At 57.4% G+C, this 26,515-nt stretch carries 33 protein-coding genes; 2 read left to right on the forward strand and 31 right to left on the reverse strand.

Annotated elements, in window-relative coordinates; genetic code table 11:
- Nucleotides 1-5 precede the first annotated feature (5 nt).
- From AUQ41_RS09515 to AUQ41_RS09575, 13 genes are all read right to left on the reverse strand, one after another.
- Complete coding sequence (locus AUQ41_RS09515) at nucleotides 6-821, reverse strand: phage tail protein (protein ID WP_063088179.1); 816 nt, start codon at nucleotides 819-821, stop codon at nucleotides 6-8.
- A complete protein-coding gene (locus tag AUQ41_RS09520) occupies nucleotides 822-1,178 on the reverse strand; it encodes a hypothetical protein (RefSeq protein WP_063088181.1) in 357 nt (118 codons plus the stop codon).
- Between the two features lie 13 nt (nucleotides 1,179-1,191).
- Complete coding sequence (locus AUQ41_RS09525) at nucleotides 1,192-3,810, reverse strand: phage tail protein (protein WP_063088183.1); 2,619 nt, start codon at nucleotides 3,808-3,810, stop codon at nucleotides 1,192-1,194.
- Between the two features lie 3 nt (nucleotides 3,811-3,813).
- Nucleotides 3,814-4,233: a hypothetical protein gene (locus AUQ41_RS09530; RefSeq protein WP_063088185.1), complete on the reverse strand. Its 420-nt coding sequence runs from the start codon at nucleotides 4,231-4,233 to the stop codon at nucleotides 3,814-3,816.
- A 14-nt stretch (nucleotides 4,234-4,247) separates the two neighbouring features.
- Complete coding sequence (locus AUQ41_RS09535) at nucleotides 4,248-4,808, reverse strand: hypothetical protein (protein WP_063088187.1); 561 nt, start codon at nucleotides 4,806-4,808, stop codon at nucleotides 4,248-4,250.
- Complete coding sequence (locus tag AUQ41_RS09540) at nucleotides 4,805-5,431, reverse strand: hypothetical protein (RefSeq protein WP_063088189.1); 627 nt, start codon at nucleotides 5,429-5,431, stop codon at nucleotides 4,805-4,807. The genes AUQ41_RS09535 and AUQ41_RS09540 overlap by 4 nt, the downstream gene beginning before the upstream one ends.
- Nucleotides 5,428-7,935: a tape measure protein gene (locus AUQ41_RS09545; protein ID WP_063088191.1), complete on the reverse strand. Its 2,508-nt coding sequence runs from the start codon at nucleotides 7,933-7,935 to the stop codon at nucleotides 5,428-5,430. Before AUQ41_RS09545 ends, AUQ41_RS09540 begins: the two co-directional genes overlap by 4 nt.
- A gap of 155 nt (nucleotides 7,936-8,090) precedes the next feature.
- The gene (locus AUQ41_RS09550; protein WP_063088193.1) at nucleotides 8,091-8,555 is read right to left on the reverse strand and encodes a gene transfer agent family protein; all 465 of its coding nucleotides are present in this window, start codon (nucleotides 8,553-8,555) and stop codon (nucleotides 8,091-8,093) included.
- On the reverse strand, nucleotides 8,555-9,250 hold the full coding sequence (locus AUQ41_RS09555) for a hypothetical protein (RefSeq protein WP_063088195.1): 696 nt from the start codon (nucleotides 9,248-9,250) through the stop codon (nucleotides 8,555-8,557). Before AUQ41_RS09555 ends, AUQ41_RS09550 begins: the two co-directional genes overlap by 1 nt.
- A gap of 40 nt (nucleotides 9,251-9,290) precedes the next feature.
- Nucleotides 9,291-9,680, reverse strand: a complete 390-nt coding sequence (locus AUQ41_RS09560; protein ID WP_063088197.1) for a DUF3168 domain-containing protein — start codon at nucleotides 9,678-9,680, stop codon at nucleotides 9,291-9,293.
- 5 nt (nucleotides 9,681-9,685) lie between these two features.
- Complete coding sequence (locus AUQ41_RS09565; protein WP_063088199.1) at nucleotides 9,686-10,099, reverse strand: HK97-gp10 family putative phage morphogenesis protein; 414 nt, start codon at nucleotides 10,097-10,099, stop codon at nucleotides 9,686-9,688.
- 165 nt (nucleotides 10,100-10,264) lie between these two features.
- Nucleotides 10,265-11,149, reverse strand: coding sequence for a Bro-N domain-containing protein (locus tag AUQ41_RS20525; protein ID WP_083952946.1), 885 nt, complete (start codon nucleotides 11,147-11,149; stop codon nucleotides 10,265-10,267).
- Nucleotides 11,146-11,442 (reverse strand): hypothetical protein, encoded by a 297-nt coding sequence (locus AUQ41_RS09575; protein ID WP_063088201.1) that lies wholly within the window; start codon nucleotides 11,440-11,442, stop codon nucleotides 11,146-11,148. Before AUQ41_RS09575 ends, AUQ41_RS20525 begins: the two co-directional genes overlap by 4 nt.
- A gap of 86 nt (nucleotides 11,443-11,528) precedes the next feature.
- Between AUQ41_RS09575 and AUQ41_RS09580 the strand changes: the two genes are divergently transcribed.
- Nucleotides 11,529-11,768 carry a hypothetical protein gene (locus AUQ41_RS09580; RefSeq protein WP_063088203.1) on the forward strand — a complete coding sequence of 80 codons (240 nt, stop codon included), beginning with the start codon at nucleotides 11,529-11,531 and terminating at the stop codon, nucleotides 11,766-11,768.
- 62 nt (nucleotides 11,769-11,830) lie between these two features.
- Nucleotides 11,831-12,484 carry an HIRAN domain-containing protein gene (locus AUQ41_RS09585; protein WP_063088205.1) on the forward strand — a complete coding sequence of 218 codons (654 nt, stop codon included), beginning with the start codon at nucleotides 11,831-11,833 and terminating at the stop codon, nucleotides 12,482-12,484.
- A 5-nt stretch (nucleotides 12,485-12,489) separates the two neighbouring features.
- On the opposite strand, the gene AUQ41_RS09590 is transcribed toward AUQ41_RS09585, so the two are convergent.
- The 18 genes from AUQ41_RS09590 to AUQ41_RS09675 all read right to left on the reverse strand — a co-directional run bounded on the left by AUQ41_RS09590 (nucleotide 12,490) and on the right by AUQ41_RS09675 (nucleotide 26,496).
- Nucleotides 12,490-12,813 carry a phage head closure protein gene (locus tag AUQ41_RS09590; protein ID WP_063088207.1) on the reverse strand — a complete coding sequence of 108 codons (324 nt, stop codon included), beginning with the start codon at nucleotides 12,811-12,813 and terminating at the stop codon, nucleotides 12,490-12,492.
- Nucleotides 12,800-12,979, reverse strand: a complete 180-nt coding sequence (locus AUQ41_RS09595; protein WP_083952945.1) for a hypothetical protein — start codon at nucleotides 12,977-12,979, stop codon at nucleotides 12,800-12,802. Before AUQ41_RS09595 ends, AUQ41_RS09590 begins: the two co-directional genes overlap by 14 nt.
- The gene (locus AUQ41_RS09600) at nucleotides 12,979-13,566 is read right to left on the reverse strand and encodes a hypothetical protein (protein ID WP_063088211.1); all 588 of its coding nucleotides are present in this window, start codon (nucleotides 13,564-13,566) and stop codon (nucleotides 12,979-12,981) included. Before AUQ41_RS09600 ends, AUQ41_RS09595 begins: the two co-directional genes overlap by 1 nt.
- Before the next feature lie 64 nt (nucleotides 13,567-13,630).
- On the reverse strand, nucleotides 13,631-14,092 hold the full coding sequence (locus tag AUQ41_RS09605) for a hypothetical protein (RefSeq protein WP_063088213.1): 462 nt from the start codon (nucleotides 14,090-14,092) through the stop codon (nucleotides 13,631-13,633).
- 78 nt (nucleotides 14,093-14,170) lie between these two features.
- Nucleotides 14,171-15,523, reverse strand: a complete 1,353-nt coding sequence (locus AUQ41_RS09610) for a phage major capsid protein (RefSeq protein ID WP_063088215.1) — start codon at nucleotides 15,521-15,523, stop codon at nucleotides 14,171-14,173.
- A 5-nt stretch (nucleotides 15,524-15,528) separates the two neighbouring features.
- Entirely contained in the window at nucleotides 15,529-16,137 is a 609-nt protein-coding gene (locus tag AUQ41_RS09615) for an HK97 family phage prohead protease (protein ID WP_063088217.1), read from the reverse strand.
- Complete coding sequence (locus AUQ41_RS09620) at nucleotides 16,121-17,371, reverse strand: phage portal protein (protein WP_063088219.1); 1,251 nt, start codon at nucleotides 17,369-17,371, stop codon at nucleotides 16,121-16,123. Before AUQ41_RS09620 ends, AUQ41_RS09615 begins: the two co-directional genes overlap by 17 nt.
- Nucleotides 17,368-19,161 carry a terminase large subunit gene (locus AUQ41_RS09625; RefSeq protein WP_083952943.1) on the reverse strand — a complete coding sequence of 598 codons (1,794 nt, stop codon included), beginning with the start codon at nucleotides 19,159-19,161 and terminating at the stop codon, nucleotides 17,368-17,370. The genes AUQ41_RS09620 and AUQ41_RS09625 overlap by 4 nt, the downstream gene beginning before the upstream one ends.
- Nucleotides 19,124-19,651 carry a P27 family phage terminase small subunit gene (locus AUQ41_RS09630; RefSeq protein ID WP_083952942.1) on the reverse strand — a complete coding sequence of 176 codons (528 nt, stop codon included), beginning with the start codon at nucleotides 19,649-19,651 and terminating at the stop codon, nucleotides 19,124-19,126. Before AUQ41_RS09630 ends, AUQ41_RS09625 begins: the two co-directional genes overlap by 38 nt.
- 166 nt (nucleotides 19,652-19,817) lie before the next feature.
- Nucleotides 19,818-20,180, reverse strand: coding sequence for an HNH endonuclease (locus AUQ41_RS09635; protein ID WP_063088481.1), 363 nt, complete (start codon nucleotides 20,178-20,180; stop codon nucleotides 19,818-19,820).
- A 216-nt stretch (nucleotides 20,181-20,396) separates the two neighbouring features.
- A complete protein-coding gene (locus AUQ41_RS09640; RefSeq protein ID WP_063088225.1) occupies nucleotides 20,397-20,981 on the reverse strand; it encodes a hypothetical protein in 585 nt (194 codons plus the stop codon).
- Between the two features lie 340 nt (nucleotides 20,982-21,321).
- Entirely contained in the window at nucleotides 21,322-23,106 is a 1,785-nt protein-coding gene (locus AUQ41_RS09645) for a hypothetical protein (RefSeq protein WP_063088227.1), read from the reverse strand.
- A complete protein-coding gene (locus tag AUQ41_RS09650; RefSeq protein WP_063088229.1) occupies nucleotides 23,090-24,256 on the reverse strand; it encodes a CHC2 zinc finger domain-containing protein in 1,167 nt (388 codons plus the stop codon). Before AUQ41_RS09650 ends, AUQ41_RS09645 begins: the two co-directional genes overlap by 17 nt.
- A complete protein-coding gene (locus tag AUQ41_RS09655; protein ID WP_063088231.1) occupies nucleotides 24,256-24,660 on the reverse strand; it encodes a hypothetical protein in 405 nt (134 codons plus the stop codon). The genes AUQ41_RS09650 and AUQ41_RS09655 overlap by 1 nt, the downstream gene beginning before the upstream one ends.
- Nucleotides 24,660-24,911 carry a hypothetical protein gene (locus AUQ41_RS09660; protein WP_063088233.1) on the reverse strand — a complete coding sequence of 84 codons (252 nt, stop codon included), beginning with the start codon at nucleotides 24,909-24,911 and terminating at the stop codon, nucleotides 24,660-24,662. The genes AUQ41_RS09655 and AUQ41_RS09660 overlap by 1 nt, the downstream gene beginning before the upstream one ends.
- Nucleotides 24,911-25,168 carry a hypothetical protein gene (locus tag AUQ41_RS09665; protein ID WP_063088235.1) on the reverse strand — a complete coding sequence of 86 codons (258 nt, stop codon included), beginning with the start codon at nucleotides 25,166-25,168 and terminating at the stop codon, nucleotides 24,911-24,913. The genes AUQ41_RS09660 and AUQ41_RS09665 overlap by 1 nt, the downstream gene beginning before the upstream one ends.
- 148 nt (nucleotides 25,169-25,316) lie before the next feature.
- Complete coding sequence (locus tag AUQ41_RS09670) at nucleotides 25,317-25,601, reverse strand: hypothetical protein (RefSeq protein ID WP_063088237.1); 285 nt, start codon at nucleotides 25,599-25,601, stop codon at nucleotides 25,317-25,319.
- Nucleotides 25,594-26,496, reverse strand: a complete 903-nt coding sequence (locus tag AUQ41_RS09675) for a BRO family protein (protein WP_063088239.1) — start codon at nucleotides 26,494-26,496, stop codon at nucleotides 25,594-25,596. The genes AUQ41_RS09670 and AUQ41_RS09675 overlap by 8 nt, the downstream gene beginning before the upstream one ends.
- Between the last annotated feature and the right edge of the window lie 19 nt (nucleotides 26,497-26,515).

Below are 26,515 nucleotides of genomic sequence, written 5' to 3' on the forward strand. Positions count from 1 at the left end.
TCGCCTCAGTATTTTACGCACGCCAACAATGCGACGTTTCGACCGCGCGTCTCGCCGGAAACGGATGCAGAATAAGGCACATCAGTTAGGAGGTAACTTGCCGCAGAAGATGGCGCACCGCCTGATCCCCCTGATGCATAACGGTCAAGGGTCGTATCCGTGGCGTCTCCAAGACCAAAGCCAGTGTCCGGATCATCATAGTAAAGAATATCCGGATTAGAGCTTGACCATTGAACACCTGACTGATGCTTGTGGTCTGACAAACTGTCTGCTTGGGACGAACCAAACACGCGCGCCGCATCAACACCGCGCCCGTCATCCCACCCGCGAACAAATTCGCCACGAAGGTCTGGAAGATTGAACGTTGTCGAACCGTCCCCCGCACCGAATGCAGTACCCAAAACAGCAAAAAGACTTGAATATGTTACGCGCGAAATCGCCGCACCATCGCATGCAAGAGCCCCAGACGGCGGGTCTTCTGCCCCAAACCAAAAAACTGACCCTACCGGAAGCGCCGCCAGACCACTTAGCCCAGAACCATCACCATCGGCCCGCAACAATCCAGCAGAACCACCCGCCGCCACATCCTCAAGCCGCAAAAACCGGCTGGCAACGGTGCCGTGATCGATCCACCCGGTATTCGCCGCATTGCGCTGATAAAGGTGGCCGTCACTGGTATTGACATAGGCCATATACGCATAGGTGGTTGATGGGGCGCTTGCGCCAGAATTCATCGTTGCGACGGCAAGAAACGCATCATTGAAATCACCCCGGACAACCGCACCTGATCCATTTGCAGCGACGTAATCATGCTGTGCCATTTACCGCCCCGCCCGTGCTTTGCGTTTGTCATATTCCGCGATCCAGCTTTCCGTCGCTGCTGGCAACGTGATGCTCTCAACATCACGCAGATGGCGGAACCCTTCGATGATTGCCGTTTCGGCTTCCACCTTTTCGGACTTGATCAGATCAAACCGGCCTGCCTGCGGGTTCCAGCGGTACCGACCCGGTTTAAGGTCACAATCGCCACCATCTACCCATTCCGGCATGCCATCGGTGACGGTGGCTTTGCTGCCCTCGGTCATATCTTCGTAGCCCGTCAGCAGACCGGATCGATCCAACCGCGCAACACGGATGGTTGGCGCGGGCGTAGCCGCACCTTTGGTTTTCTTTGCCATGTTGGAAATCCTGTTAAACCAGTTGTTCTGCGGTCACCCGCATGTCACTGACCCGGATGTTGTAGGATTGGTCTGACACTGTCAGAACCGCCTTGAAATCAGTGCCGCGACAATAGACCTCGGCACTGTCAAGACGCTGCCACTCCGACCAGGTCGGTGATACATTCGGGTCATCATCGGTGGTGCGCACCCAGATGGTGCAATCGCCTTCGCCCGATGCTTCACCGTCCCAGTCGGGCCAGTCATCGACCAGGCCCGGACGGTCATCGATCAGATCGACCACATTGACGACCTCTACCGTCACAGACGCCGTCAGACGCATCCGGCGCTTGGTGCCGAAATCAAGGCCCGATCCCCAGTCATATTCGCCGCTGGTGCGAATGCCGCCATAGGCATCGATTGATGACACCGCATCAAAATCAATGATGTCATCAACAAGCCCGGCCCCCTGCAGGGTCAGGTCACCGTCGTCATTGACAATTGTGCCATCATGCGTGCCGTCATAGGCCGCACTTTCAACCACCGTGTCATAGGTCGAATATTCAAGAACCGTCGCACCGTCGGTTGTGACAACCGCCGGATCCGACACCGTGCCGACCGCATCCACGAACTGCACAAGGTACGAACCCGGCTTAAGCGGCAACACCGCCATGGTATCGCCGCCCGGCACGTCATCCCCGATCGAGGTAGACGTTGCCAAAGTCGCACCCGAAAGCGCCTGACAATGGCGGAACCGGACAACACCACCCTGCGTCACGTCAAGATCCGGCGACCGGTTCCAGCGCAGGAACACAAAGCCACCCGACACCGAAATCGTCACACCGGTTGGTGTGGCAGGCGTATCGCCAAGGCCCTGAATTTCCTTACGCACGGTGACGTAATCGGACCCGGGCCCGACGACACTGACCGCCTTGACGCGCCAGTCATAAATGCCGGTGGCAACGTCAAACAGTTCAAGGAACGGGCGGCCCTTCACACGCGGGTAGACCGTCCATTCCAGTTCACCAAGCAAACGACTTTCGAACTGGTAATCGGTCACAAAGCCGTCATCGGCCTCGCCCGATTGCAGAACCACCTTGACCTTGATGCCGCCACCATCACGGGTCGAATATTTGACCTCGGTGACATCAAGGCCGTCTGGCGGTTCGACATCGCTTGGCGATGGCAGCGTGCTTGCCGCCGATACCGCCACGATCTTTTCATCCGCTGTGGTCCAGTCATAACCCTCTGCGCTGGTTTCGCGCAGGGTCATGTCGATGCCAAGCCGGATCACATCGCCATCATCACGCGGCGCAAACCGCCAGGCGACAATTTCAAACGGCTTGTCATCCCAGCCATAGGCCGACCGGGTAAACCCGACGACATCGCCAACCCGAACCGCCATGGCCTTGAGGTTGCATTGCAATTCAACCTCGATCTGCTGGCGATTGCGAAACAGTGCCTGCTTTTGCAAACGCTGCCCGCAGGATGGCGACGTGGTGTACAGGAATTGATAATCTGTGGCGATGGTTTCGCCCTGATCCTCGGCAATAAACACCTCGGATTTCAGGACCGGCAAATCAGTCGGCTGCCAAAGACTGTCTTCGGATGCATAGACTGCCCGAACTGTGTTGAACAGCTCGCGCTTTGACTGGCGCGTGCGCAGACGGATCGGGCCATCAAGCCAGCTTTCATCAACCGTATATTCCGGCGTACGGTAATACCCGGCATGGATCGCCCATTCCCCGCCCGCACGGCATGCAATGCCGGCACCGGGATTAAGCAGCTCACGCAGGTTATCACCAACCGGCTTGCCGGTATCGACAACACCGGAAACCACATACCGCTTTTCTGTTCCGCCGGCGGCAAGGTCAACAACTTCATCACTGACATTGGCCGACGCAATCAGGTCATCCTCATTGATCGACGCATACCCGGCACCGACACCGGCACTTGACGCGACATAATCCGCCGTCACCAGTGCCCAGTTGTTGGTGTAACCGGTTGTCTCTGTGCGCGGGTCATAGATATCGTTCTTGCCTTTGACCAGCGCCTTGATCTGCGGGATGCCGGATGCATAAACATCCTGATCCCAGGTCAGTTCGCAATAAAGCTTCGCACAGCCTTCCTGCTTGTGATCAACCGTCCATTCGCTGTTGCGCGCCCGCATCGCGGCCAAAAGATCGGCGTCACCGGCCTCGGTGCCATCACCCTTCCAGAAGGTCGCATACCCGGCAAACTTGCCCGTCGCGCCACCGGTGCCCGATCCCTCGAACACCTTGGTATCGCCAAACCAGATATCGCCAATTTCCTCGACCGGGTGCCCGGTCAGCGTGATCAACAATTGCAGCTTGCGCTTGCCATCGGTCACATTCAGAAAGGTAATCGGCCCGGAAACCGCCGTTTCCCCGTAAACAATCGGGCGGGTGGCAACAGACTGGCGCACCATCTGTGTGCGACTGGACAAAGCCGCACCAACACCAAGAGCCGCAGCAGAAGCTTCCGGTTTGGTTGCAAAAAGAGACGCACCGGCATAACTGATGGCCGCACCAACAACCGCGCTAACGACAGCCGACAAAATGACGTTGGTGATAATTGCCCCGGCGGCCTTGGCCGCAGCAGCAGCAACGACAGCGACCGCTACTTGTGGCATAGGCTAGACCCTCCAGGCACGCAGGCCCGCTTTTATCGACAGGAACACAAGGCCCTTTTCGCCCTGCACCGCCCATTTCGGGCCGACGCAGATGGCAAGTGCCTCGCCAAGATCGGAATCAACCAGGCCAACATCACCACGGCGCGCGGTCAGGCGCGGCACTTCGGGCCAACCCAGATCGCCGGTGATTTTCTCGACCGTTTCGGCAAGGCCACCACCGGCAAACCGCTTGAGCGCCGCGTAAGCCCCGCGTTTGGTTTTGTAGTTGCCGCGAAACGATGCCGCCGGATCGATGCCGGTAATTGCCAACAGACCGTCACAGACGGTCAGGCAACAATCCGCATCACCCCACGAAAAAGGCCGCCCGAAGGCGGCCTGTTGCCAATCTGCAAGTTTGCTTTCCCAGTGCGGCAATCGCGTCATCACATCACCATCAACTAAAGCTGACCCCAGGTAATCTCGGCTTCCTGCAGGCTGTTGACGAACTCGAACCCGCGATCATCCGGGTAATCGGATTTCTGGTCTTCATCAGTCATCCGGCGGACCTTGGCCCGCTCGATCGCGATCAGGTCACTTTCGACCGTCACCGATATCGTGACCGTATCGCCGGTATCATCGACAATCGGCACATCCGTCCCGCCGGTGAAAACCGAATAGGGCTGCCCGATCAGCGCGCCGTTATCGGCAAGCGCGCCAACAAACAACTCACCCGGAAGCCCTTGGCGCATATCAACAATCGTTGTCAGCAGAAGGTCCGTCGGAATGCCCGACAAACTGAAAACAAGGCCGTTGGCCTGCACATCCTCGGTTTCCTCGATCTCGGAAATGCCGACAAATTCTCCGCCACCAAGCCATTCATACCCGCCCCAGGTAAGCGGGCCATAGCCCGTCCACATCCGCACATCACCCGCATCGGTCCCGATCCGCCCGAACAAGATCGGGCTGATCTGATCCCCCATCAGATGATTAAGCAGATCCGGATCAACATCGCGGCTCATGTCAGATGTTCCATGCAATTAAGCGTGACAGTCATATGACCAAGACGATCAATGTCATGTTGCGGAATGCCGTCAGGCAGCCAGAAAAGCGATGTCGGGTTGGTAAGCTCGATCGCCGATCCGCTCGATGGCGAACTGATCACACGCGGCCAGATATCTAGCGTGGCATTTCCCGAACCGTCGCTATCGACATCTTTCAGAACCTTATGCAACCGCATTACCGACCCGCTGGTCAGACCGATGCGATCCCCCGCCTTGAGGATGCCGGTTGTTGATGCCGTCCAGCCACTTGTCACAAGCGACCCGCCGATCTGATTGGCACCGGAAACAACCGGCGACCCGGTTGCCACGCCCTGCGGCCCGAAATTGTCCGGATCGCCCATCTTGAAAAAACCCTCTGCGCCGTTAAGCGACAGAAGGAAGGCAATCCACTGCCCGACCACTTCACGCGACCGGATCGGCGGCAGGGTGATATCAGCCTGCCATACCTGACCCTGGTTGCGCTGCGTTTGCCGTTGCTTGGTGAAAGGTGACACTGCAACCGCAACAACCGACATCGGACGCCACCGGATGGACTGCACACCCGGCTTGGCAGGCAATGTCAGCGGATAAGTAATCGTCATATCCGTGCATTCCCCTTGCGACGTTGCAGGCTGCGCACCTCGGCAACCGAACCATCAACCGCCGTCTTGACAATTGATCTGATTTCGGATGCCGACAAAGTCGAATTGCGCGCATCGATAGTGATCATCGGTGAATAGGTAAAGGCCTCTCCGCCGCCCTCCATCTTGACCGGAATATTCCGGCCATCCGGCAACGGCACATAGGCCTCTGGCGTGCGCCCCTCACCAAACAACGCAAGCTGTGGCGAAGACGCGACACCCCCGTTTGAGTACGCCCGCAGCGGCACCGGGCCACTGCCCGTCATGATGCCGCCATTGGCGAACCCGAACAGCGAGCCGTAATCAATGCTGCTGACAAAACCACCAACAGCATTTTCAAGCGGCTTGGTAATCGCTGTCCGCAGAATGACGCGGGCGATATCCTTTTCGAGTGATTTCAGTACATCGCCCAGCTTTTCACCAGACAGCACCGCATCCTCAAACGAAGACCCGATAACATTGCCGAAGTCCCGCGCAAACTGGCGGGCATCTCGGGCAGCCTCGGCTGCTGCATCTTCGGATTGTTTCAGACGTTCGTTGGCATCGATCAGGTTTTCAATCTGTCGCCGCTGTTCATCGGACAGCGCGATACCACCTTCGCGCGCGGTTGCCTCTGCCTCAAGGATCGCGCGAAGCTTTTCACGCTCCGATCCCTGGACCTGCAGCAACCGGTTTTCAAGCTTGAGCCCTTCGATGCTTTCAGCGATATCGCGGCGGGCGGTTTCCTCGGCCTCCGATGCCTTGACGACGTCCTCGATCGCCTCTTTGGCGTCGTAGTAGGCCCCCGCAGCCTCGCGGATCACAGCAGCGTTGCTGCTGTTGATGTCCACGCCAGCCTGCATCATGGCATTATAAATCGCCTGTTCGCGCGATGTGCGACCAAGCTGCTCTCGCTGAAAATTCAAGTTTTCGACAACTCGCTTGATCTTCTCGGCAGCCTTGTCAGATCCGCTACCACCACCGACGGTGCCGCCCGACCCAGAACCACCAGAACCACTTGAGTCACCAAGACGCGCCAAGGCGGCGTCAAGTTCGTCAACACGTTCCTTGGCTGCGACAAGCTCAAACGACAGGCTTGTCATTTCCTTTTCGATGCCGCCGATGATCGGCGAACCAGGCGAAGACCGCTCAAGAAGCGATTTCTGCTCTTTAAGCCGCGCCATCTGCAAACGGGTCGATGCAAGAACCTGCTCGTTAACAGCGCGCGCTTCCTCGATACGTGCCTTGGCCGCATCGCGCGCCTGCTCGGCAGCCGTCTTGGCAAGTTCATTGCCTTTGCCGGTAACCGAATTAAGTTGCTCCATCGCCTCGCGGTGAAGGTCTGTCGCGGTTTCGGCATCCCCTTGCGCCTGAGACAACAGGTACACACCACCGGCCAGAACCGTGATCGCAGCCCCAACAGGGCCGCCAAGGAAGGCCAGAGCGGCACCGGCACCGCGCGCAGCAACACCAACCGCTGTTAAACCGACCGCAGCACCACGGGAAACACCGGCCATGCTGGCAAGCGTTGCCTGATAGCGGATGTTCTCCGCCGCAGATGCGCGTGCCGCAGCAGCCGCCAGACCCATCTGCGTAATAACAGGACCAAGGAACTTGCCAGCCGCAGCCGCACCAACCAGTGCAATTACGGCTGCAACTTCATCAAGGTTGCTTGTCAACCCGATCACAGCATCGCTGGCAAGATCAATGGCCGCAGCCATCACATCAATGCCGCCGCTTTCGCCGATGGTCACATACAGATCATCAACCGCATCCTTGAGGTTCGAGAACCGGCCAGACAGGTTATCCATCTTTTCGGACATTGCCCCGCCAAAGTTATTGCGGGCAAGATCCTGCAGGTATCGCTCGATCTCGGCGGCATTCTTGCCGATCGTCGTGGTCAGGCCACGGAACGTGAACGCAACGTTTTCACCTTCGGATCTGGCCTTGATGCCAAATTCCTTAAGGCGTTCAAACTCGCCCGTGGTCGCATCGGCTACCGCCTGGATAAAGTCATCAAGCGACTTGCCATTGAACGAACTGGCGATATCGCCATAGGCCCGAAGCGCCTCCATCGACGGATCAAGACCAAGGTTTTTAAGGCTGATAAACGCCTGCGTAACCTCGGAAAGCTGAAACGGCGTTTCCTTGGCAAACACACGCAACCCGGCAAATGCCTGGTCTGCGGCCTCGGCTGATCCCGTCGCCACCTTGAGCGATGTCTGCAAATCCTGAAACTGCGCATTGACCTGGGCAATACCGGTGGCGATTTCCGCAACGCCAAGGCTGACACCAAGACCAGCAAGAATGCCGATCGTCGCCTGCGCACTGCGCCCGATGCGCGAAAGCGCACTGGATGACGAAAGCGCCGCACGGTTTACCCGTTTGTCAAAGTTGTTAACGATCCCTTCGCCCTTGCGCAGTTCATTGCGCATTTGCTGGGTGTTGGCTTCGATCCGCACCAGAAGATCAGCAACAGTCGCCATCGAAGCACCCCAACAAAAAAGGGTGCCCGAACCGACACCCTATTTACCCATTTTCCTGATCACGGCATCCTGAAACGCCTTGAACCCGTTGCGCTGGCGTTTGGCTGCCGCGGCCTCTGGATGGGCGGTTTCAAACCAGCCATCAAAGGCAATCATCATTTCATGCGGGGTTGATCGCCAGAACCGGTCTTCTGACCACCCCATGCGTCCGCAAGCCAACGCCGCCATCCGCCGGAACGGGTAGCCCGTTCCGGCATCGGCTCCCCCGCGTCATCATCCTTGGCCCGGTCTTCCTCGTCGGAATCCCGCCCCCCGGTAAGACCAAAGACAACGAACTTGCCAACCGGCTGATAATATTCAACCGCCCCGCCAGCATCGAGGATCCACTGCCCGACCTGATCACGGTCAACATCCTCACCCGCCGCCCGAAGACCGCAAGTCAGAATGATCGCCATATCGGTCAGGCTGACCGTCAGCGACACCGCATTGGCCGTAAGCTGCTGCAACGCCTTGCCGGTTTCGGTTTCGATTTCCGAAAGCGCGGTAAAACTGGGGCGCAACACACGCTGCGCCCCACCAATATCAATCGCGATCTCGCCGCGATATTCGTTGGCCGTCATCATGCATACCCGGTGACATATACCGGGCGGGCAGACGGCGACAGGGTGAAGTCATACGGGTTCGGATCGTCCTTGCCGCCGCCACCGGACTGACCGGAAATCGAGAACGGCGCATAGTAGCTGTCAAGGTACGAGTTGATCACCAGGCGGCAATTGACATCCGTGCCATTGTCGATGGCATCCGAAAGCTTTTTCCAGTTGCCATGCTCACCATCGGTGGTGAATTCAATCTTGCCACCTGCCGTGACCGACATGGTGACCGTGCCGGCACCCTGCGGCGACCAGTTGCCACTGTTCTTGTCGCCAAAGTCAATCTGACTGGCGGACTTCTCATAGGTCGTGTTGTCCTGCCCAAGCAGCAGGGAGTAATTCTCGACCGTGATGGTGACACTTTCGCCCGCCGCCTCGGTGACAAGGGTCACATCCTGGCGGGTATCGGGATCCACCGGGGCCTTGAGTGTAAGCGAACCCGCCGCCGCCGTGGTGACGATTGCGGTGAAATCCGGATTATCGGCAAAGCCGGTCACGGTGATCTGCGACCCCTGCTTGATGCCGCCATCAATGAAACCGTCACCGGAATCCGACATGGTAATCGTGCTGCCGGAAACCGACAGGCCATAGGTGATCGCCGCCGACAGGGCCGCACCGCCGTCACCAACATAAAGCAGACAATGCTTTGCTGTTTCTTTCGTCATCACTTGGTTCCTTGTTAATGCCGCCACCAAAAAAGGCCGCTTATGCGACCTTGTCTGCGCCTATCCGATACCGCGCAACCCCATGGGTCAGGCGGTCATCGACATCAGGTATGGTTTCCGAAAATTCAAACCGGCATGAAATCGCATCCATGCCATCAATGGTCAGATCGGCGTCATGCAAAACGCCATAAATCTCGCCAAGCAGTTGCTTGGCCTCGCGCCGCCCGTCCGATGCATCCGACCAGACATGCAAGGTAACCGTCACGCCAAAGCCAAGACTGGTCTTGGTATCTTCTGGCACCTGCGTATCATCACCGATCACCACATAGGGCATCTGTGCGTTGCTGGGCACATTGTCATGCACATCGCATTCCAATGCCGCATCCAGCACCGAAAACAGCGCCTTTTGCACCGGCCACGAAGCATCCATAACGCCTACCTGCTTTTATAAAATGCCAACCGATCCAGCGTGTTGTTGATCGCCCTGGCGATCCGCTTGGTGATATCCGCCCGGTTCATTTCCCATGCCGGGAACAGGAACGGATGCGCGCGTTGCCGCGACGTGCCAAGTTCCTCGAACGCCGCACGCCAACCCGCCTGCCGCCAAAGCCGCTTCCACTTCGAACTGAAACCGATCTGGGCTGACATCTTGTCACGTCCCAACTTGTGACTGATCGATGCCGCCAAATCGCCACTGTCCTTATGCACCAACCGCTTGGCGTCATATTCGATCAACTCGGCAGCTTCGCGGACTTCGTCACGGACCTCTTGCGATACTTCATCGGGCAACCGCCGCAACAGCCGGCGGAAATTGTTCACCCCGCGCAGCCCAGATCCTCGACGGCTCATACCCAACCCCAAAACGAAAGGCGGCCCGGTTTGCACCGATGCCGCCTGCTAAGTTTCTATTGCATTAAAACCTGTGCACTACTCAGGTTTAAGATCATCTGCCATCGTGGGAATCTCCCACTTTGAACATAAACCTAAGGCCTGAATATCTGAACTTCGGCCCGACTAAGCCGCGACGACTTCCCGCGATGACGATGGCATCGCCACCGACACAGGCACCACCACGCCGCGCGAATTGACAGGTCCGAACCGCGTTGGTCCAGCCGATGGCAACGCACCCGGAAGCGACATTAGCGCCATGCGCCAGCCCGCCGCCCATTTGGTATTGGCAAACACCCGGCGCAAGGCCGGATGGGAATTCGCCACCAGAACACCGCCGGGACAGGTCGCATCGCAAACCCGGATACCCATTGCCCGCAATTGTTCGACCGCCGCAGCAGAATGCCGCGCCTCGGTGATCAAATCACCGATCAGCCCACCACCATCGGCCGACGCACCCATCAACCAGGCAAGGCAGGCAACACCCTTGGAACTGTCAAGGCCGGTGTAATCCGTCTCAGGCTCGACCATCGGCAACGCACCACACTGGTTCCAGATACGCCGCGCCGCCGCCCGCCCGAAAATCTTTCGGACTTCGCGTACAACCGCCAAGGCGGAATTGACCTCTGCCGTGCCGTATTCTGAATCATCCCCCGTATCCATATCCCCGGTCGGGGCCACAGGCGGGATTTCATAACGACCAGTCCGGCGCAGTGTCGGCAGAACTTCTGCCGTGATCCATTTCTTGAACCGTTTGGCACTTTCCTTGCGACTGGTCAGGATCAGCGAATAAAGCCCGCTTTCATTGATGATGGTCACGTCCTGAGTGCCACCGGGGGTGTCCACAGTATGGACACCCTTTTCATCGTCATCCAAACGCGCGGTAACATTCCGATTGTTTGTGATCGCCAACACTCGGCAGATATCTGCCAACACGAACCAGATCACGCCTTCACGATCGATGGTGCGAACCTCGCGGCCCTCGAAGTCAAAAACCATTGGCATCGTCATTGCACACCACCTTTCAGCGCATGAATATCAACCCGCAGGCTGGCGACCCGCGCAATAAGCATTGCATGACCGCGCTCTGACAACGCACCGCTGTTAGGCTCGGCCAGTGACATCAGGGCATCAAACTTGATGCACAACTCATTCATGTCCCGTGCCCGAACAGCGACAAGCTGATCCTCGTACCAGTCGGCTAGATTGCCGTCGCCATCTCCATCCCCGATCAAGCGCAGCGCCTCATAGGCAAACCGCAGATCGGTGACGGTCGAGGCGACTGAAAACTTTATGTCCGCCATGATTTAATTGCCCTTTCAGATATCAGGTGGTACTTTAAGTATCACCTGATGTTGATATGGTCAATTAAAAACCACATGGTACAAAAATGATCACTGGTTCGCAGATACGAGCAGCACGCGCCATAATAAAAATTACAGCCCAAGAACTGGCCGAAAAGGCACAGGTTGGATTGATGACTGTGCGCAGGGCGGAGTCATTCGACGACACTGTGCCAAATATCAACAAACCGAATCTTTCTGCCATTCAGACCGCACTTGAAAACGCAGGCATAATCTTCATTGCCGAGAACGGCGAAGGCCCCGGCGTTCGACTGCGCAAGTCCTGAAATATTTGACTCCCATCATATGACGGTCGTAGCATTCCACCCCTGATTGCAAAGGGGGTATTATGGAAGTACTGATGTGGCTCACTCTCGGCGGCTGCGCCATCGTTGTCCTTTGGTGTATTTCAAAGCTTTTGCCCCACCCAAAAGAAAACCCGCACTACGACAGAAACAACAACACCACGATCGATCCCAACGCCGCGTTTCGTGAAGCCCGCCATTGGGCCGAAAGCGGCCAAGCCTATGCCGAGAACAAAGCATTCGAGGCGAAAATCGAACGCCTCCAAAACATCGGACTAGGGTATGAACAAAAATCGTCGCGGCCCGGACGACAGAACATCTTTTTCGATAAACGCGAACGCCCTGATGGCTTCCACAGAAAGTTTGTCGAACACGAACCGGTTGCTGGCGCAAGCCATTACCAACCGGCATACGAAAAGCTCTATGCCGCCAAGAACGCCCAGATCACCCTTTTGGCCGAACCAGACAACAAGTTCGACCCAAACGCCATCGCGGTCAAAGCCGACATCGGATCAGAAGAACTCCACCTCGGCTATCTTTCGCGCAAGCTGGCAAACCGTTTCAGTCAACAGGTTCCCTCTCACGTTCCGACATTCGCCCGCCTGACCACGATCATCCCGCCAAACAACGGCATGCACGGTGGCGCCAGAATTGAAATATGGTTACCACGCCGCGACCTCTGGGACAAATACAAGTAGACAGCCTACGGCGTTACCTTCTCGGCCATGACGGTCATGAAGCCTTCATTGGTTTCACGCAGCACGGATCGGATCCGCAACACATCGCCGTTGCTCCGCACGATCCGATCGGCTTCGTTGACATCGGTGCGGCGATACAGCCCGACTTCAAACATGGTGCTGCTGCCCACCTGTGCGGCGCGCACCTGTTCACTGCCCGACATCGGCTTGACCTTGGCCCAGCTTTTCGCACCAAGCTGCGCCCAAGCCTCCACCGACCCGCCCCCGGCATTCTTGGTATGACCGACCTGCTCAAACGTGATCAGCTCATTCATTTCACCGGGCTGCATCAGAACCTTCGCTTTCACTGCGGACAGACATCACGGCACAGCCCAGCTTGATCAGCCAAAGCCCGACCAAGACCCGCGCCTTGATCATTTTCACGTCCCGTAACGCGATTTCGGCGGCATGTTGATGCCCGGTGCCGTCAACAACCTTTAGCAAAACCTTCGCCATCAAAACCCCCACTTGCGGGTCGCATTAAACAGCGACATGAATGTTTCCGGTATGTCGTTGACGATGTTGCCAACATTGATCGGCACCCGGTTGATGTACCAGTGCCCCACCAGAAACAGCACCATTTGGCGCACCTTTTCCGGCAGCTCCGCCGCCGTGCCATACCCGGCAACGAATTCAACCGTGATCGCCTGGCGCTGGACGCGGACTGTCGGCCATGTTTTGCCAAAGGCCGGAACGATCAGGCCGGGCTCAACATTGTTGATGACCTGATATTCGGCACTATCAAGCGTTTGTTCGACACCATCGGCATCAATGTATTTGATGGATGACACCGTTTGAAGCGGCGGTAATGGCAAGGTGATTTCAGACGGGAACGCACCATCAAGCGTGCCAACCCATGTCTGACTGACAAGGGCACGGCCAAGGATACCGTCACGGCCATCGATATAGCTTTCAGCCCCGAGCACCAAAGATTCAATATAATCGTCTTCATCGGCGAAGGCCGCCGGCACGCGCAATTGCGCCTTGGCCTGATCAAGCGTGACAATCCGTTCACCCGGTGCCGTTTTAAGCGATACATCCATGCCGCGCCTCTTACGCAAAAAGGGGCGGTCACCCGCCCCCTTTGTTCAACAGTCGGTTCCGCGATCAGATTTCGCTGGGCGCAGAGAAGATATAAACGCCCGACACCTTGGCGGTATCGGTGCCAGATGCCGAAAGGTCAGTGGTCTGCTTGAAACGGACGTACTGATTGGCCTCGGCCAGATTGATATTCAAATCAGCAGCACCAGTTTCGGTCGAACCACCCGAACCACCGGTCAGGGTCAGCATGGTGGTATCGGTGCCGATTTCCACCCAGGTCGAACCATCAACGGAATGTTCCCAGATGCCCGTGGTGATCGACGTTTCACCTTCTGCCAGGGTGGCGGTCACCGCGACGGTGGCAACCGCACTTGCATGGCGGACATTGTCAAAGGCGGTCAGGCGATCAATCGTCGCCCAGGTCTGTTCGGTATTGTCAGTGCCAGCGCCAGCGGTCAGATCATATTCAGCCGCCGCGAACACCGGGGTCAGATAGGCTGCATTGTCGCGGCCAAGTGCGGTATCCATTGTTTTTCACTCCATTGCAAATGACAACGGGCCGCCCGAAGGCGACCCGATCAGATTGCGGTCAAACCGGAAACCGGCTTACTGACCCCACTTGACGTTGTTGAGCATCGCGAACGCCTGGTCATACTTGAACCCGAAGTCATGCGACATATCGAGTTTGATGCCCAGCATGCCCTGCGCCCAGAGGTTGACCTGATTGCCACCAGCGTCTTTGTAGGACGCCTGATCGCTGGTCGAAAGCGACATGGCAACGCTGTCAGCCACCATTGCGTAGGAATGGCAACCAAAGAAGATTTGACCACCACCACCAGCAGGGCCGGTGATCTGGGTGCTGGTGTAAACCGGATACCCCATCAGGGTCGGGTTTGGCCCTTCCAGAGTCGGGAACGCCTTCACATCACCCTGATAGACATCCTCAAGATACATCTTGATCAGCGGCGACATGAACCAAGCCGGGTTGGTCCCGTTCATCGGGACATTGGCAGTTGCCATCGCCTTGAGCGCCTTGCGAAGCTCGGTGCGGACCTGAGCGTTGGTCGGTGCGGTCTGGCTGGCAACATTGAATTTGTTGTCAGCAAGGATGCCGTTGGCATAGCCCTTGACTTCCTTACCAACACCTTTGCCGTAAAGGAATTTCAGGTCTTCGAACTCGGCGGCTGCGCGGACAAGTTCATCACGGCAATAAGCTTCGATGCCGACAGACGCATTGCGCAGCAGCTTTTTGGAGATCGGCAGGATGGCGGCAATATCCTTTTCCGCCATCGTCATCGTGCCGAACGTGACGCCGGTTTCCTCGCCCTGCTCGTTCTCACCGACATAGCTGACAGACGCACCGGTTTTGCCCTTGAAGTAGGTGCCGTTACCCGGAACGACCGTCGCATTCTGACGCACGATCGTATTCGGGCCGAACAGCTTGATGATTTCCGGCATGTAGGTCGGGGTCACCATGAAACCGCCGCCGGCGTTCTCAGACATGGTCTGGGCGCGCTCAAGGTTCTTCACCACAACGTGGCGTTCACCATAAAGCTTCTGAGCCACAACAGACGGATTGGTCGAGCGACCTTCACGCAACTCCACCTGCGCCAGCGCGTAACTGCGCACAAACATACCGAATTCATCGGAAAGGTTGCGCTGCTCTGCCGGTGCTGCTGCGATGGTCGGGCGATCGCCGAACGGGTTCTGCGAACGGGTCTGGCCCGCTGCCGCGTCATCCTGACCTGCATCGTCATCCGGAACCTGTGCAGCCGCTTCGGAACGGCGCTGTTCCAGCTTTTTCGCGCGGGTGATATCACCATCAAGCGCCTCGATCTGTGCCTCGATCTTGTCGAACTCGGCACGCTGTTCGTCGGTGATTTCATCGGCCTTGGCGATCTTATCCAGATCAGCGACCAGCTTGGCGCGCTGTTCCAGCAATTCCTTAAGGGTCTTCATTGTCGTTAACCTTTCAGTTGGGCAAGACGCGCACGCAGCGCAAGGTTGTCCGGCGCAGGCCGGGTTGCCAGCGACCGGACGGCCACGCTGGTTTTCGGATAGGCAGGCATCGAAGTGACCGTGATTTCGCGCACGTCAACTTCATCATGCTGAACGCGGATCAGACGCCCGCGATCGTCATATTCGGTCTGGTTCTTGACCGGCAGGAAACCGAAGCTCATACCCGGGTAATTCTTGTTCCGGATATTCTCATAGGTATCGCGACCAAGGGTTGTGTCCGGCAGGATTGCCTCGAACGCCAGGCCGCGCTTGTCCTCTGTCAGGGTCAGCGTGCCGGCACCGGAACGGGCCAGAAGCATGAACGGCATATGCTCAACCAGGAACCGGACATCCTTGCCATCGCCGATCGACTTGGCAAAGCAGCCGGGGTTCAGCCATTCCTCGAAGGTATGGCCGCCATACATACGGATCTTGGTTTTGCTGTTGAACATCGCGGCATAGCCCTTGACCATGCGCGCGCTGTCATCCTCGGCCCGCAGCTCGACATCAAGATTGAACCGCAGTTCAAGCTCGGATGGCGATTGCCCGTCTTCCAGATCAGTCTTGTGCGTCATTCGACTGCCCCTTGTTTTGCCCGGCCATCGCAATCGGGATGCTGGCGCTGTTGATGAACAGTTCATCACCGCCATCCATCGGCGGAAGGCCGCGTTTGGCGCGTGCTTCGTTTGGCGTCATCTGCCCGTTCTGAACGGCCTTTTCCAAGACCTCCGCAAACGATTTCTGATCCCCACGCAGCAGCAACGAGTCATCATGACCAAGTTCGAACTGGCGGCGTTCATCATCGGTCAGCAGATCCTTGCGCGCCGTCTGTTCAAGATCGATCAGATGCGGCAACAGGCAGTGCTTGTAATGCGCAAGGTCAAGGTGCTCGACGTTCGAAAACGTCGCCTTTTCCAGATCATTGATCAGATGGGCCGACACCCGCAGGATCCCGGCAATGATCGACCGGTCATATTTGCGGGTTTCAAGGATCTGCCCGTCCTTGTTGGTCTGGCTGTGCGGGTGATAGGTCGCCCCGTGCCCGAACACACCGATACGCCCCGTCTTGGACGAACCGCCGTAAGCCGACTGGATTTGTTCTCGCAGGACTTCCGATTTCTCTTTATCCAGCGGGGCCTCGATCGCCATGTGACCCGACAGGTTCACACCGTTCTCGAAGTTGCTGTAAACGAAATCCTCAGCCTTTTGGGCCACCTCAATCGTCTTGTCCTGATAGGCCTCCCAGACCGACGCACCACGCAGGCCGTAATTATCGCCCGCCGTGATCGGCTTGAACTGGATATGAAAGATTTCATCTTCCAGAAACACCGCCTGCAGGCCGCTATACCCGGTCACGCGATAGGCGCGGCGGCGCAATCCGGTTTCGGCTTCCAGATACCAGAACGGCATCACCCGGCTGTATTCGATCGGGTAAATCTCGGCAATCCGCCCGCGTTCATCGAACACCTTGAGCGCGAAGTGATCGCCATAGTTGAGCTTGTCAAAGAACAACATCTGCAAATACTGGAACGCCGTCATATGCGGGTTCGGACTGAATTGCAGAAGGTCATACAACGGGTGGTCAACCGCCTCGACCCGCGATCCATCCTGCTTGCGATACAGAATGAAAGGCAGCATGGCGCACCCCTCGGCAATCACATTGATGCAGGAATACACCGTGTGATGGCTGATGGGTTGCGACGTGCCCAGATTAAGGAACGGCTCATTGCGCCACAGCCGCGTATTGATTTCCTGTTCGCTGGTCTGCGCGCGTGTCGCCCAGCCGAACAATCTTTCTCGCAGCTTCATGCCACACCACCGAATATTGAATCGACTGTTACGATCTGCTCTTCCTCAGCCGAAATCATCCGGCCAATCGCCATCAACATCGCCACCACACCATCGATCTTGCGCATATCCTTGCGCGTGTCGGGTTTGACCGGCTTTTTGTTTTCGGCGTCATCCTGTTTGACCGACGTGTTGCTGATCATCCAGTCCATGACTGAATTGCCGTCATGGGCGATGCCCTGATCAAGCACCAGGCGTTCAAGCTCGCGGCACGGGGCCGCCATGCCATAGAACCCCTGGCCGCAGGAAACGCAGGTCAACCCGGCATCCTCAAGATGCTGGATGATCTGGCCCGCGAACATGCGGTCATAGCAGACCTCGGCAATCTCGAATTCGTCACTGAGCCCCGAAAGACCAAGCTCCTCTTTGCCGATCAGAAAAGCCTCGATCGCGTCATAGTCCGTTGCGGAACCATCCGTTTCACGAATAAGCCCTTGGGCAAGCCACACATCGTATGGCACCGCCTTGTCAGCGGCCCGCTTTTCAATCGTGCCTTTTGGCACCCAGAAGAACGGCAAAATCTTGACCGGCTCCCCGACCTCAACCGGCGGGAAGACCAGCACGGCGGCGGTGATGTCGCTAACCGATGAAAGGTCGAGCCCGACATAGCACTTGCGACCGCGCATGCTTTCGCGATCAATCACAACCTCGCAGCCGCGCCATTTCTCGATATCAAGCCAGATTTCCGCCGTCTGGCTCCAGACATTCAGGCGAAGGCGCTTGAACCCCGAAAGCGATGACGGGTTGTTCTTGGCCTCGATCGATACCTTGCGCATCGCCTCGGGCAGGACCGAAACCCCATAGTTCGGGTTGGCCTTTTCCCAGGACACCTCGGAAAACGGATCATCGCCATCATCGATCGAACAGATGAACCCGAACCAGGTATCATCCTCGAACACGCCATTAAGAACGTTGACCGTGTAATCATGATGCTGCCGGCAGATCGAATAAGGGTTGGTCCCTGCCGTCGTGATTTCCACATGCAACGGCTGGCGACGTGCGCCCATGCCGGTTTTAAGCACCTCGATCAACTGCCCGTCCGGGTGGGCGTGAACTTCATCTACCAGATTGCAATGGCTGTTTAGGCCATCAAGTTTCTTGGCATCCGCCGAAATGTATTTCAGTTCCGAAAAGCTTTTCGGATGTTCCATGTGCCGCGCCATCCGTTTGACGCGGCGGCGCAGTGCCGGGCTGGTCGCAACCATGCGATCAGCTTCCTGAAAGATGATCTTGGCCTGATCGGCCTTGGTCGCAGCGGTGTAAACCTCCGCCCCCGGTTCATCATCGGCCATCAGCATGTAAAGCCCGATCGGGGCCAGCCATGTTGACTTGCCGTTCTTGCGCGGCACCTCGACATAGACGTAGGTAAACCGGCGGGTCAGCGTTTCTGATGTCAGCCAGCCAAAGATGACCGATGTGCAAAACGCCTGCCAATCGGCAAGCACAAATGGTTGGCCGCCCCACTGCCCCTTTGAATGGCGCAGGTAGCCAAAGAACTGCATCGCGTGATCCGCGCGCGGGATCGAAAACACCAAGCCGCGTTCCGCGCCATGCACCAGATCATCAAGCTGGCGTTGGCAAGCGGCGATGCGTTTCTTGCAGGCTGGCTTTTTGCCTTCGACAATGTCCAGCGCATAGATCGTGCTGATATGCCCAAGGATCGCCTCGGGCACTTTCTTTGCCAGATCCTTTCTGGTGACCGGGCGATGCTTCTTAGGTACCCCTGCCTTGTGCGAAGTCGTCGAAGTCATCGAACAAATCACCCTGACCTGCCGCCGACGCCAGGGACCGCGAAGCAGATGGCGTCATGCCAAATTCAGCAGTCAGGCGCAGAAAGGTCCGGCGGGTTTCATTGAACTGTGCAACCTCCGGGCGGGTCTTCATCTGGTTACCGTTACGGCCTTCAACCTCATAGGTTTCGCCGTAAATCTCGGTACGCTGCTTGCCATTGGCATCGGTGATTTTCACCTTGCTGCGAAACAGCGCACGGTATTCATTCATCTTCGCGACACAGTGGCAAAGCTCCACCACCGGCAGGACAAACAACGGATCAAGCCGATGCTTTTCCGCCAGTACCGGCGCGACCGCGTCCCACACCGCTGCGACATCTTTTGGCAGGCCGCGCGGCTTAAGATCGCGCGCCATTTCCTTTGCGTCCTGCGTCTGCGTTCCGGGTTGCTTCCCGTCCTGTGTCAGCCGAACGACATTGCTTGGCAGATCAGGTTTACGTCCCCGTGACATGGCTTCACTCCATCAATTCGGGAAACGCCTTCTGTCCTTGTCCTTCTGGACCAAGGGTTTACCCTGATGGGTTTTTCCTTTTCAATTTCCCGTGCGTAAAAACGTGACCACCCAAGCGGTCTTGGGCGGTTGGGGTGTAGAGATTTGACCCTCCCCCACCCATGCATCAGCGATGACCAAAGCCGCCGTCTTCTTTGGCAGTTTTGATCGAGTGGTGCGTTTTACAAAGCGATTGCCAGTTCGAGCGGGACCAGAATAGCTTCTGGTCGCCCTTGTGCGGGATGATGTGGTCAACCTCGGTGGCTGCCACGACATAGCCCTCGTTCTGGCATTGGCAACATAGCGGATGTTCCCGAAGGAACGCAGCGCGTGCCTTCTGCCACTTGGAACCATAGCCACGCTTGGCTGCGGTTCCGCGCCGTTCGTCTTGTCGCTTGCGATGTTCGGCCTGATGCTTCTCGCAGTATCGCTCCCTGGTCAGCGTGCCGCACCGGGCGACAGCGCAAGGCTTTGTCGGCAGGTTCGGCATCACATCACCACCAAAAGACTGCGGCGGCACCCGTGAGGGTAACCGCCGCGAGTACAGCTCGAAAGCTGTGGGAGGAAACGTCCAAGAAACTCAGCAAGCATCATCAACCGCTGGGAGACAAGAACAGCCCACAAACGAAAAACGCCCGCCGCTGGTGAGCGGCAGGCGCAGTTCTCTTGATGAGCCTGTTTAGGTATCCAGAAACCGCAAAACAAGTCAACAAGCTTTTTGAACTTTTTTGCGCGCATTCCATGGAGAGCGCGGAATTCTGGGCATTTCGATGGTAATGCCCATGCTGTCAGACGCCTGCAACCTCGTGCACAAAGCAGCCAGAAGATCCCAGACCAGCAGATAAACCAGCCTCGACTCTTCCACCTGCCGACGGGTAAGCGATGCATCATTGGTCCAGCCACCGGGCATCCAGTCTGGCATATCACCGGACCGCGCCGCCACAACCATCTCGACAACTGGATGACCAGGCAACCGGGCAAGGCAGCGCTGCATTTGCACCGGCACATTGGCGCCGACCTCTGCCGCCAACTCACCTTTGCGCCACTGGGCAAACAACAACTCGACCCCTTGCCAGATCAGTTCTGCATCCGGGTCAAGGTCCGGGGCAGATGATCGCGATGTATCGACCGACGCACCAAGCTGAGCCATCTCGATGCCCTTGCCCGTCATACTGCCCGCACCGTGAGCGGACCGGTTGTACGCATCCCAATTGTTTGCAATATCCGCCTTCTGGTCCCGCACCGCCCATTGCAACGCTGACCAGATATCCATCACATCCTGTTTAACCATCGCTTCACCCTTCCACTGATAGATAAAATCTATTGTTACAGCACTTTTGATAGTTGTAACGCCTCTGTAACGTCTAACTATATGATTTAATTCATTTGTTACAATGTTACGGATGTTACAGTGTTTTATATACGTATGCGCACGCGCACACACATGGAGGCTTATATAGGTGTAACAAGCGTAACACCGTAACATTGCTTATATTTCAAGGAGTTATCCGCCACGCTACCCGTTACACTTGGTGTTACAGTCTGTAACACCCGGTATCTGGACCCACCATTTCGCATGAAAATTTGCGAAGCACCGCTTTGCAATCGGGGTGCGGGGATGTGATTTGGCGTCACGCGGAACCCTCACTTTGTTCCGGATCAAGCATCAGGTCAAGCGGCAATTGCACATAGCGTGTGTTCGACCCGGCAAACCGCCGTGGACCGCCAACAATTGCGCCCTCAAGCCGCGCCAATGCCTGCCGATGCACCCCTGATTGCCAGCGTGTGTCACGGAAAAGCTTGACCAGCGTCGTGTGTTTATTCGCCACCTGGAGCACATCAAACGGCCCACCGGGGCGACCATCGGCCCGCGAAAGCCGCAAGCCATAGGCAGGCAATATCTGTTCTGCCTTGCGCTTGGCTTCGTCATAAAGATCGGCATTCGCCCCCATATCCCGGATCACATCGGCAACAAGCTGCCCGATCGTCGGACGATCCCCGCCGCGCCAGGTATCGACCTGACACGACAACAGATGGTTCAAGCATTCATCGGCCTCTGTATCGTTGCTTTCCGGCGTCTCAAGACCCCAGCCCGATATCTGATCAGCCGCGGTATTGGCATCGATCACCGTGTCATGCAGCAACGTTTCGCGCGCGGCCAACACCGGTGCAAACTTGTCTGTCAGACGCCGCGAATAGTTCGATTGCGCCAGCACGCCCTGATAAACCAGCATGTTCTCAAGAAACCGGCCATAGCCAAGAATCATCCTTGCCCAGATCCGGGGCCCGATATCGCGAATAAGCCGTGATCGGGCCGTGAAAGCCTCGACCGCAGCGGCATCAGCCGAAAGCGGGGCCAGCTCGACAAAGTGAATGCGCGATTGATCCTGCGGTTTGGGTTCGGGATGAAGGATCGATCCGAAAATGAACTGTGCGACAATCCGCTGCAGGATCGCCTTTTGATCGGCGCTGGCACGGCCAACACCGGCCTGATCAGATGAAAAGCCAAGCCGGGCAAGCTCCATCGCCGCCGATGCACGCGGACCCGGCTCCATTTCATCAAGAAACACCGGCCTTGCCGCCCCCTTAAGGGCCGCACGCACAAACGCCGCCGACGCATCAGATGACCGCAATGTGTGCTCAAGCCCGCCGACAGGCTGGGTCAGAAGTGTCAAAAGCTCTGTCTTGCCAACCCCGGCATCACCAATCAGCCAAAGCGTGGGCCGCCGGTCCAGCGCCCCGCAAATGCAGATCAAACCCATCACACCAAGGCAGATCGCAGGCCCACTGGCAGACAGGAAATTCCAGCTTTGCAGATGATCATGCACAACCCGCATTTCCTCGGCCTTGGCCGGGGTATCAAGCGCCGGGCGCAACGCAGCAGGCAAAGGCGGCTGGGCCGGATAAACCCACCCGTCATCAAGCTTCTGACCCGCATCAACTGATTTGGACCCGCTTGACAGCATCAGCTTGTCACCCGAATGCACGATCAACCCGCCGCGCACATCCTTCCAAACGCCAAGCCCGCGCACCTTATCCGGGCTGAAAATGCCCTTGTCGGCACATTGCATCATCAGCCATTCGCCAATGCGCGCAATGTCCGGCCCGACGACCTCAAGTTCCTTGTTAAGCTTGGGAAACGCCCGAACGCACCAACGCGCCTGCTTTTCCATCAAGGACGTGACTTCCTGCCGGTTGCCAAGCGACTTTGCCGCCATATCGCGCAACTGCCCCGAAGGTGTCACGAAATAATACCGCCCGTCATTATGGCCCAACGACTGCACCGGGCACGGCCCGGCATCGGCAATCATCGCCGCATTGTCGGTATCCGGGTCAACAAACGGGGTATCACCATCGGCGTCATCAATGGGGTTGTTGTGCCCGTTCTCATTGGCCGCATTAAGTTTTTTGTTCATCCGTCTCACCCCTGACAACGTCATTCCAGTCCTGACCGACCGGCGGATAAATCACCCGCGACCGGTAACCGATATTCGAAAATTTCCGCCGTGCCCGCTCAAACAGGCACCGTGCTGCGATCGGGTCCTTGCTGTCATTATCGGCAAGCACCGATATGTCACGCACCGCCTCCGCATCGCGCCAGGCAAGCATTTCATCGCCCCATGGCGGGCGATAACCGGGTTGCGACATCATCGGCTCTTTCGATGGATAGCGCCGCTTGGGCACATCGCGCCGGCGTCTGCCCTCGCCCAATCCGGCCCCCGCAAGGTTGTCAAGGCTGTAGGCCGCAACAAAGCCCCATTCGGGCCGCCGGATCATCCATGTCAGGGCATTTTCGATCCCCTCGGCAACCCCCATATGCGCCCGGATCGGCGTCAGATAAATGCCGCATCCGCTGATATACGGCAGGGCCGTGCGTACCTTTTTCGCCGGTAAAACCTCCCCACTTTCCGAATCAATCACCTCGGCCTTGCCTTTGCCATCGGCCCGCAAATAGGTCATATGCAGCCCGGCAAAGCTTCTGTCCGGCATCAACATCACCGCCACCATCACCGGGAATTGCCCGATTTTCCGGCCTTCATGCCAGTATGGATAATCCATCAGGCACCCGATGGTCGGAACTTCACCCCCCGGCCAGCATCGCCGTACCCGCAAATATTCCTCAACCGGGGTGCCGGTTATGCCGATCCGCTGGGCAAAGATAGTGCGCAGCTTTTGCGCCTCGGACTGTTTGGCAACCGTGCGTTCCGCATCAAGCTGTTCGCGCCGGGCACGCGATTGTTGCGCCAGCCGTTCACGCGCGATCGGGTCATCAATCCCCGCATCCGATGCCAGGGCCCGAATGGCCTCCACCATGCGGATACCGCGCACCTCGGCGTAAAACTGGATCAGATCGCCGTGCCAGCCACAGCCAAAACAATGAATGATCCCCTTGCGGTCATTGACCGTAAAGGACGGGCTTTTTTCCATGTGAAACGGGCACAAGCCCGCCTGCTCTGCCCCGGATCGCCGCAGCTTGACGAACGATCCGACCACCTCGGACGGCTGATACCGCGCCTTGACGGCATCAGCCAGTTCCGAAAGCGTGCGTTTGATATCCGCCGCCATCAATCACCCCGCCAGACACGATCGATCCGCTTGGGCGGCAGCGGCAGCCAGCGTTGCGGTGTGCACCCGCAATAAAGCCGCCGGTCATCCGGGTTCTGCCCCGCAAACGGCACGACAGAACACCAGTCACCTTGCGCGTTTTCCGGGTCATAACTCGACCAGCCTTCCTGCGACTTGTAGAAATTGGTGACATCTGCATTCCAGTATCCCTCGATCCATCCGAAATCGGATGTTTCGATCAGGATATGGCTACCATCACGCGGCGCATCCATCATCGACCGCCCATGGGTAAGACCATCAAGAACGCCAGACGCCCGCAAAAAGACCTTGGTGTAGCGCAAAGACCCTTTGAGGTACTTGGTCGCATCGGCGATGTAGGCCGACAGCGCGTCGTTGGTTTGCATCACTTGGACCCTCCGCTATCGGTTTCCGACCCATCATTCGTCACAACAATTAACGATGGGTCCCATCCGCTGATATCGGCGGTGTTGCAGATCATATGGCGGTGCGCCAAATGCTTAAGGATCACGCAACACGCATCGCTGACATCCGGGTCGCAGGCATCAACCATCAGATCGGCAAGCTGCCGATGCATGGGCGGCGGGGCTTCTTGGGTGGCTCTTGGCGTGCCACGGTCAACGGGTTTCCTTGACATCACGCACCCCCTTTCGACACCAACGCCGTTGACCATTCGACGGTGTAGTGCGTCGTCACCATCATCGGGCTGTCGCAGTTCGGGCAGTCGGTTTCATACGTCTCGCCATCGCCGCGATAGTCTTCCATTTCCGGGTGATATTCATCGCCGCAGGTCGGGCATTTGATGCTGTCCCGTTCCTCGGTATCGTCGTGTTCGCTGCTGTCGTAGCCAGCCCTTGCAGCCGCCTTGTTGGCGCGATCGCAAGGTTGGCACAAGAACCCTTCGTGATGCCCCCATGGAATCTCAGTGATCTTTGAGCGATGCGTGCCACAGTGAACACAGACATCATGCTTTTCACACCGCTGCGCCCTGTAATTCGGCTCTGTCCCATCGCAAACGAAGCATTCTGTTTTGGCTGTTACATCACACATTTTCGACATCCCTCCCAAGGCTCGCCCGCTTGCATTCGACCAAGCCAATCGCCGCACGGTAAGCCGGGCTATCGAAATATCCGAAAGCGCAATGAATAACAGTGTCGCTCGGGAGCCCCCTGAGTCGATCAGCAGTCCCGACGAAGAACACAAAGCCACCCGTTTCAGGGTTTATCCACCCAGATCGGGCACCATGGCGGTAACGCATCCACCCCCAATCGATCTGCGCTGTGAGATTAGCCTGATCAAAATTACGCGCTATGATGACTTCACTCATAACAAGCACCCTCCCAAACAACACGGCCAAGAACGGCCCCGACGGGGATGTATCCTTGCACCCCGGAATCAAAAATCATGCAGCGGTCCATCTCGCGGCTGGTATAGGGCGCGCCCAGAATGGTGACCACTTGCGGGAATTCGCCGTCTTCCATGCGCAGCACAACGGCCCGTTCGCCGCGTTTAAGCGCATAGTCGTTTGTATCGACAATCACCATGCGATCGCCCATGCGAAACACCGCGTGCCCGTCGATAAGGCGCGGCATTGGGTCATCAGGCTTGGTCAGGGGCGGCATGGTGCGCGGCTGGCTGGCCGCAATCTGCGGGCCGATCTTGTTCATGATCAGCGTCACCACATCGCTCACCACGTTTCGGCGGAAATCCTCTGAAACCCGCACGGCCGCGCGGGTTTCAGCGTCGGCCGACGGCCCGGCCGGAGGTACGGCCGACTGCTTTTCCAGAACATCCAGCACCCAGCGGCGGAAATCCTTGGCCCGGTCTGTCTTGGCCAGCATCGCAATCAATTGCGCCCCGCGCGGGCTATAAATCCGGTGATTGGTCGGAGCGATATGCCCCCTCCCGGTCAATTTGACCGTGAGGGACATCGCTTCGGTAAATTCATCTTTGTGACGGCGATAAAGCTTGCCGATTTCCTCGGCAGAGGCATAGCCCAATGCCCGTGCGACCTCGGCACCAATAAGCCACGGCACCCCGTCACGATCGATGATCGATAGTTCGGTATCTTGGAAAGTCAGTGTCGCAGGCAGATTGCCCGCAGTGTCATGCTTGGTCATATCGAAGCCCTCTTGGTTGCTTTCAACAGCACCACCAGAGAGGCTTTCGACGACCGCACTGGTGGCGGGAGGTTCGAAACCAGACCAAGAGCTGGCACCCAAGCCTTCCCCCGAAGGGTCT

Source organism: Thalassospira sp. MCCC 1A02898 (genome assembly GCF_001618185.1).
GTDB classification, from domain to species: Bacteria; Pseudomonadota; Alphaproteobacteria; order Rhodospirillales; family Thalassospiraceae; genus Thalassospira; species Thalassospira tepidiphila.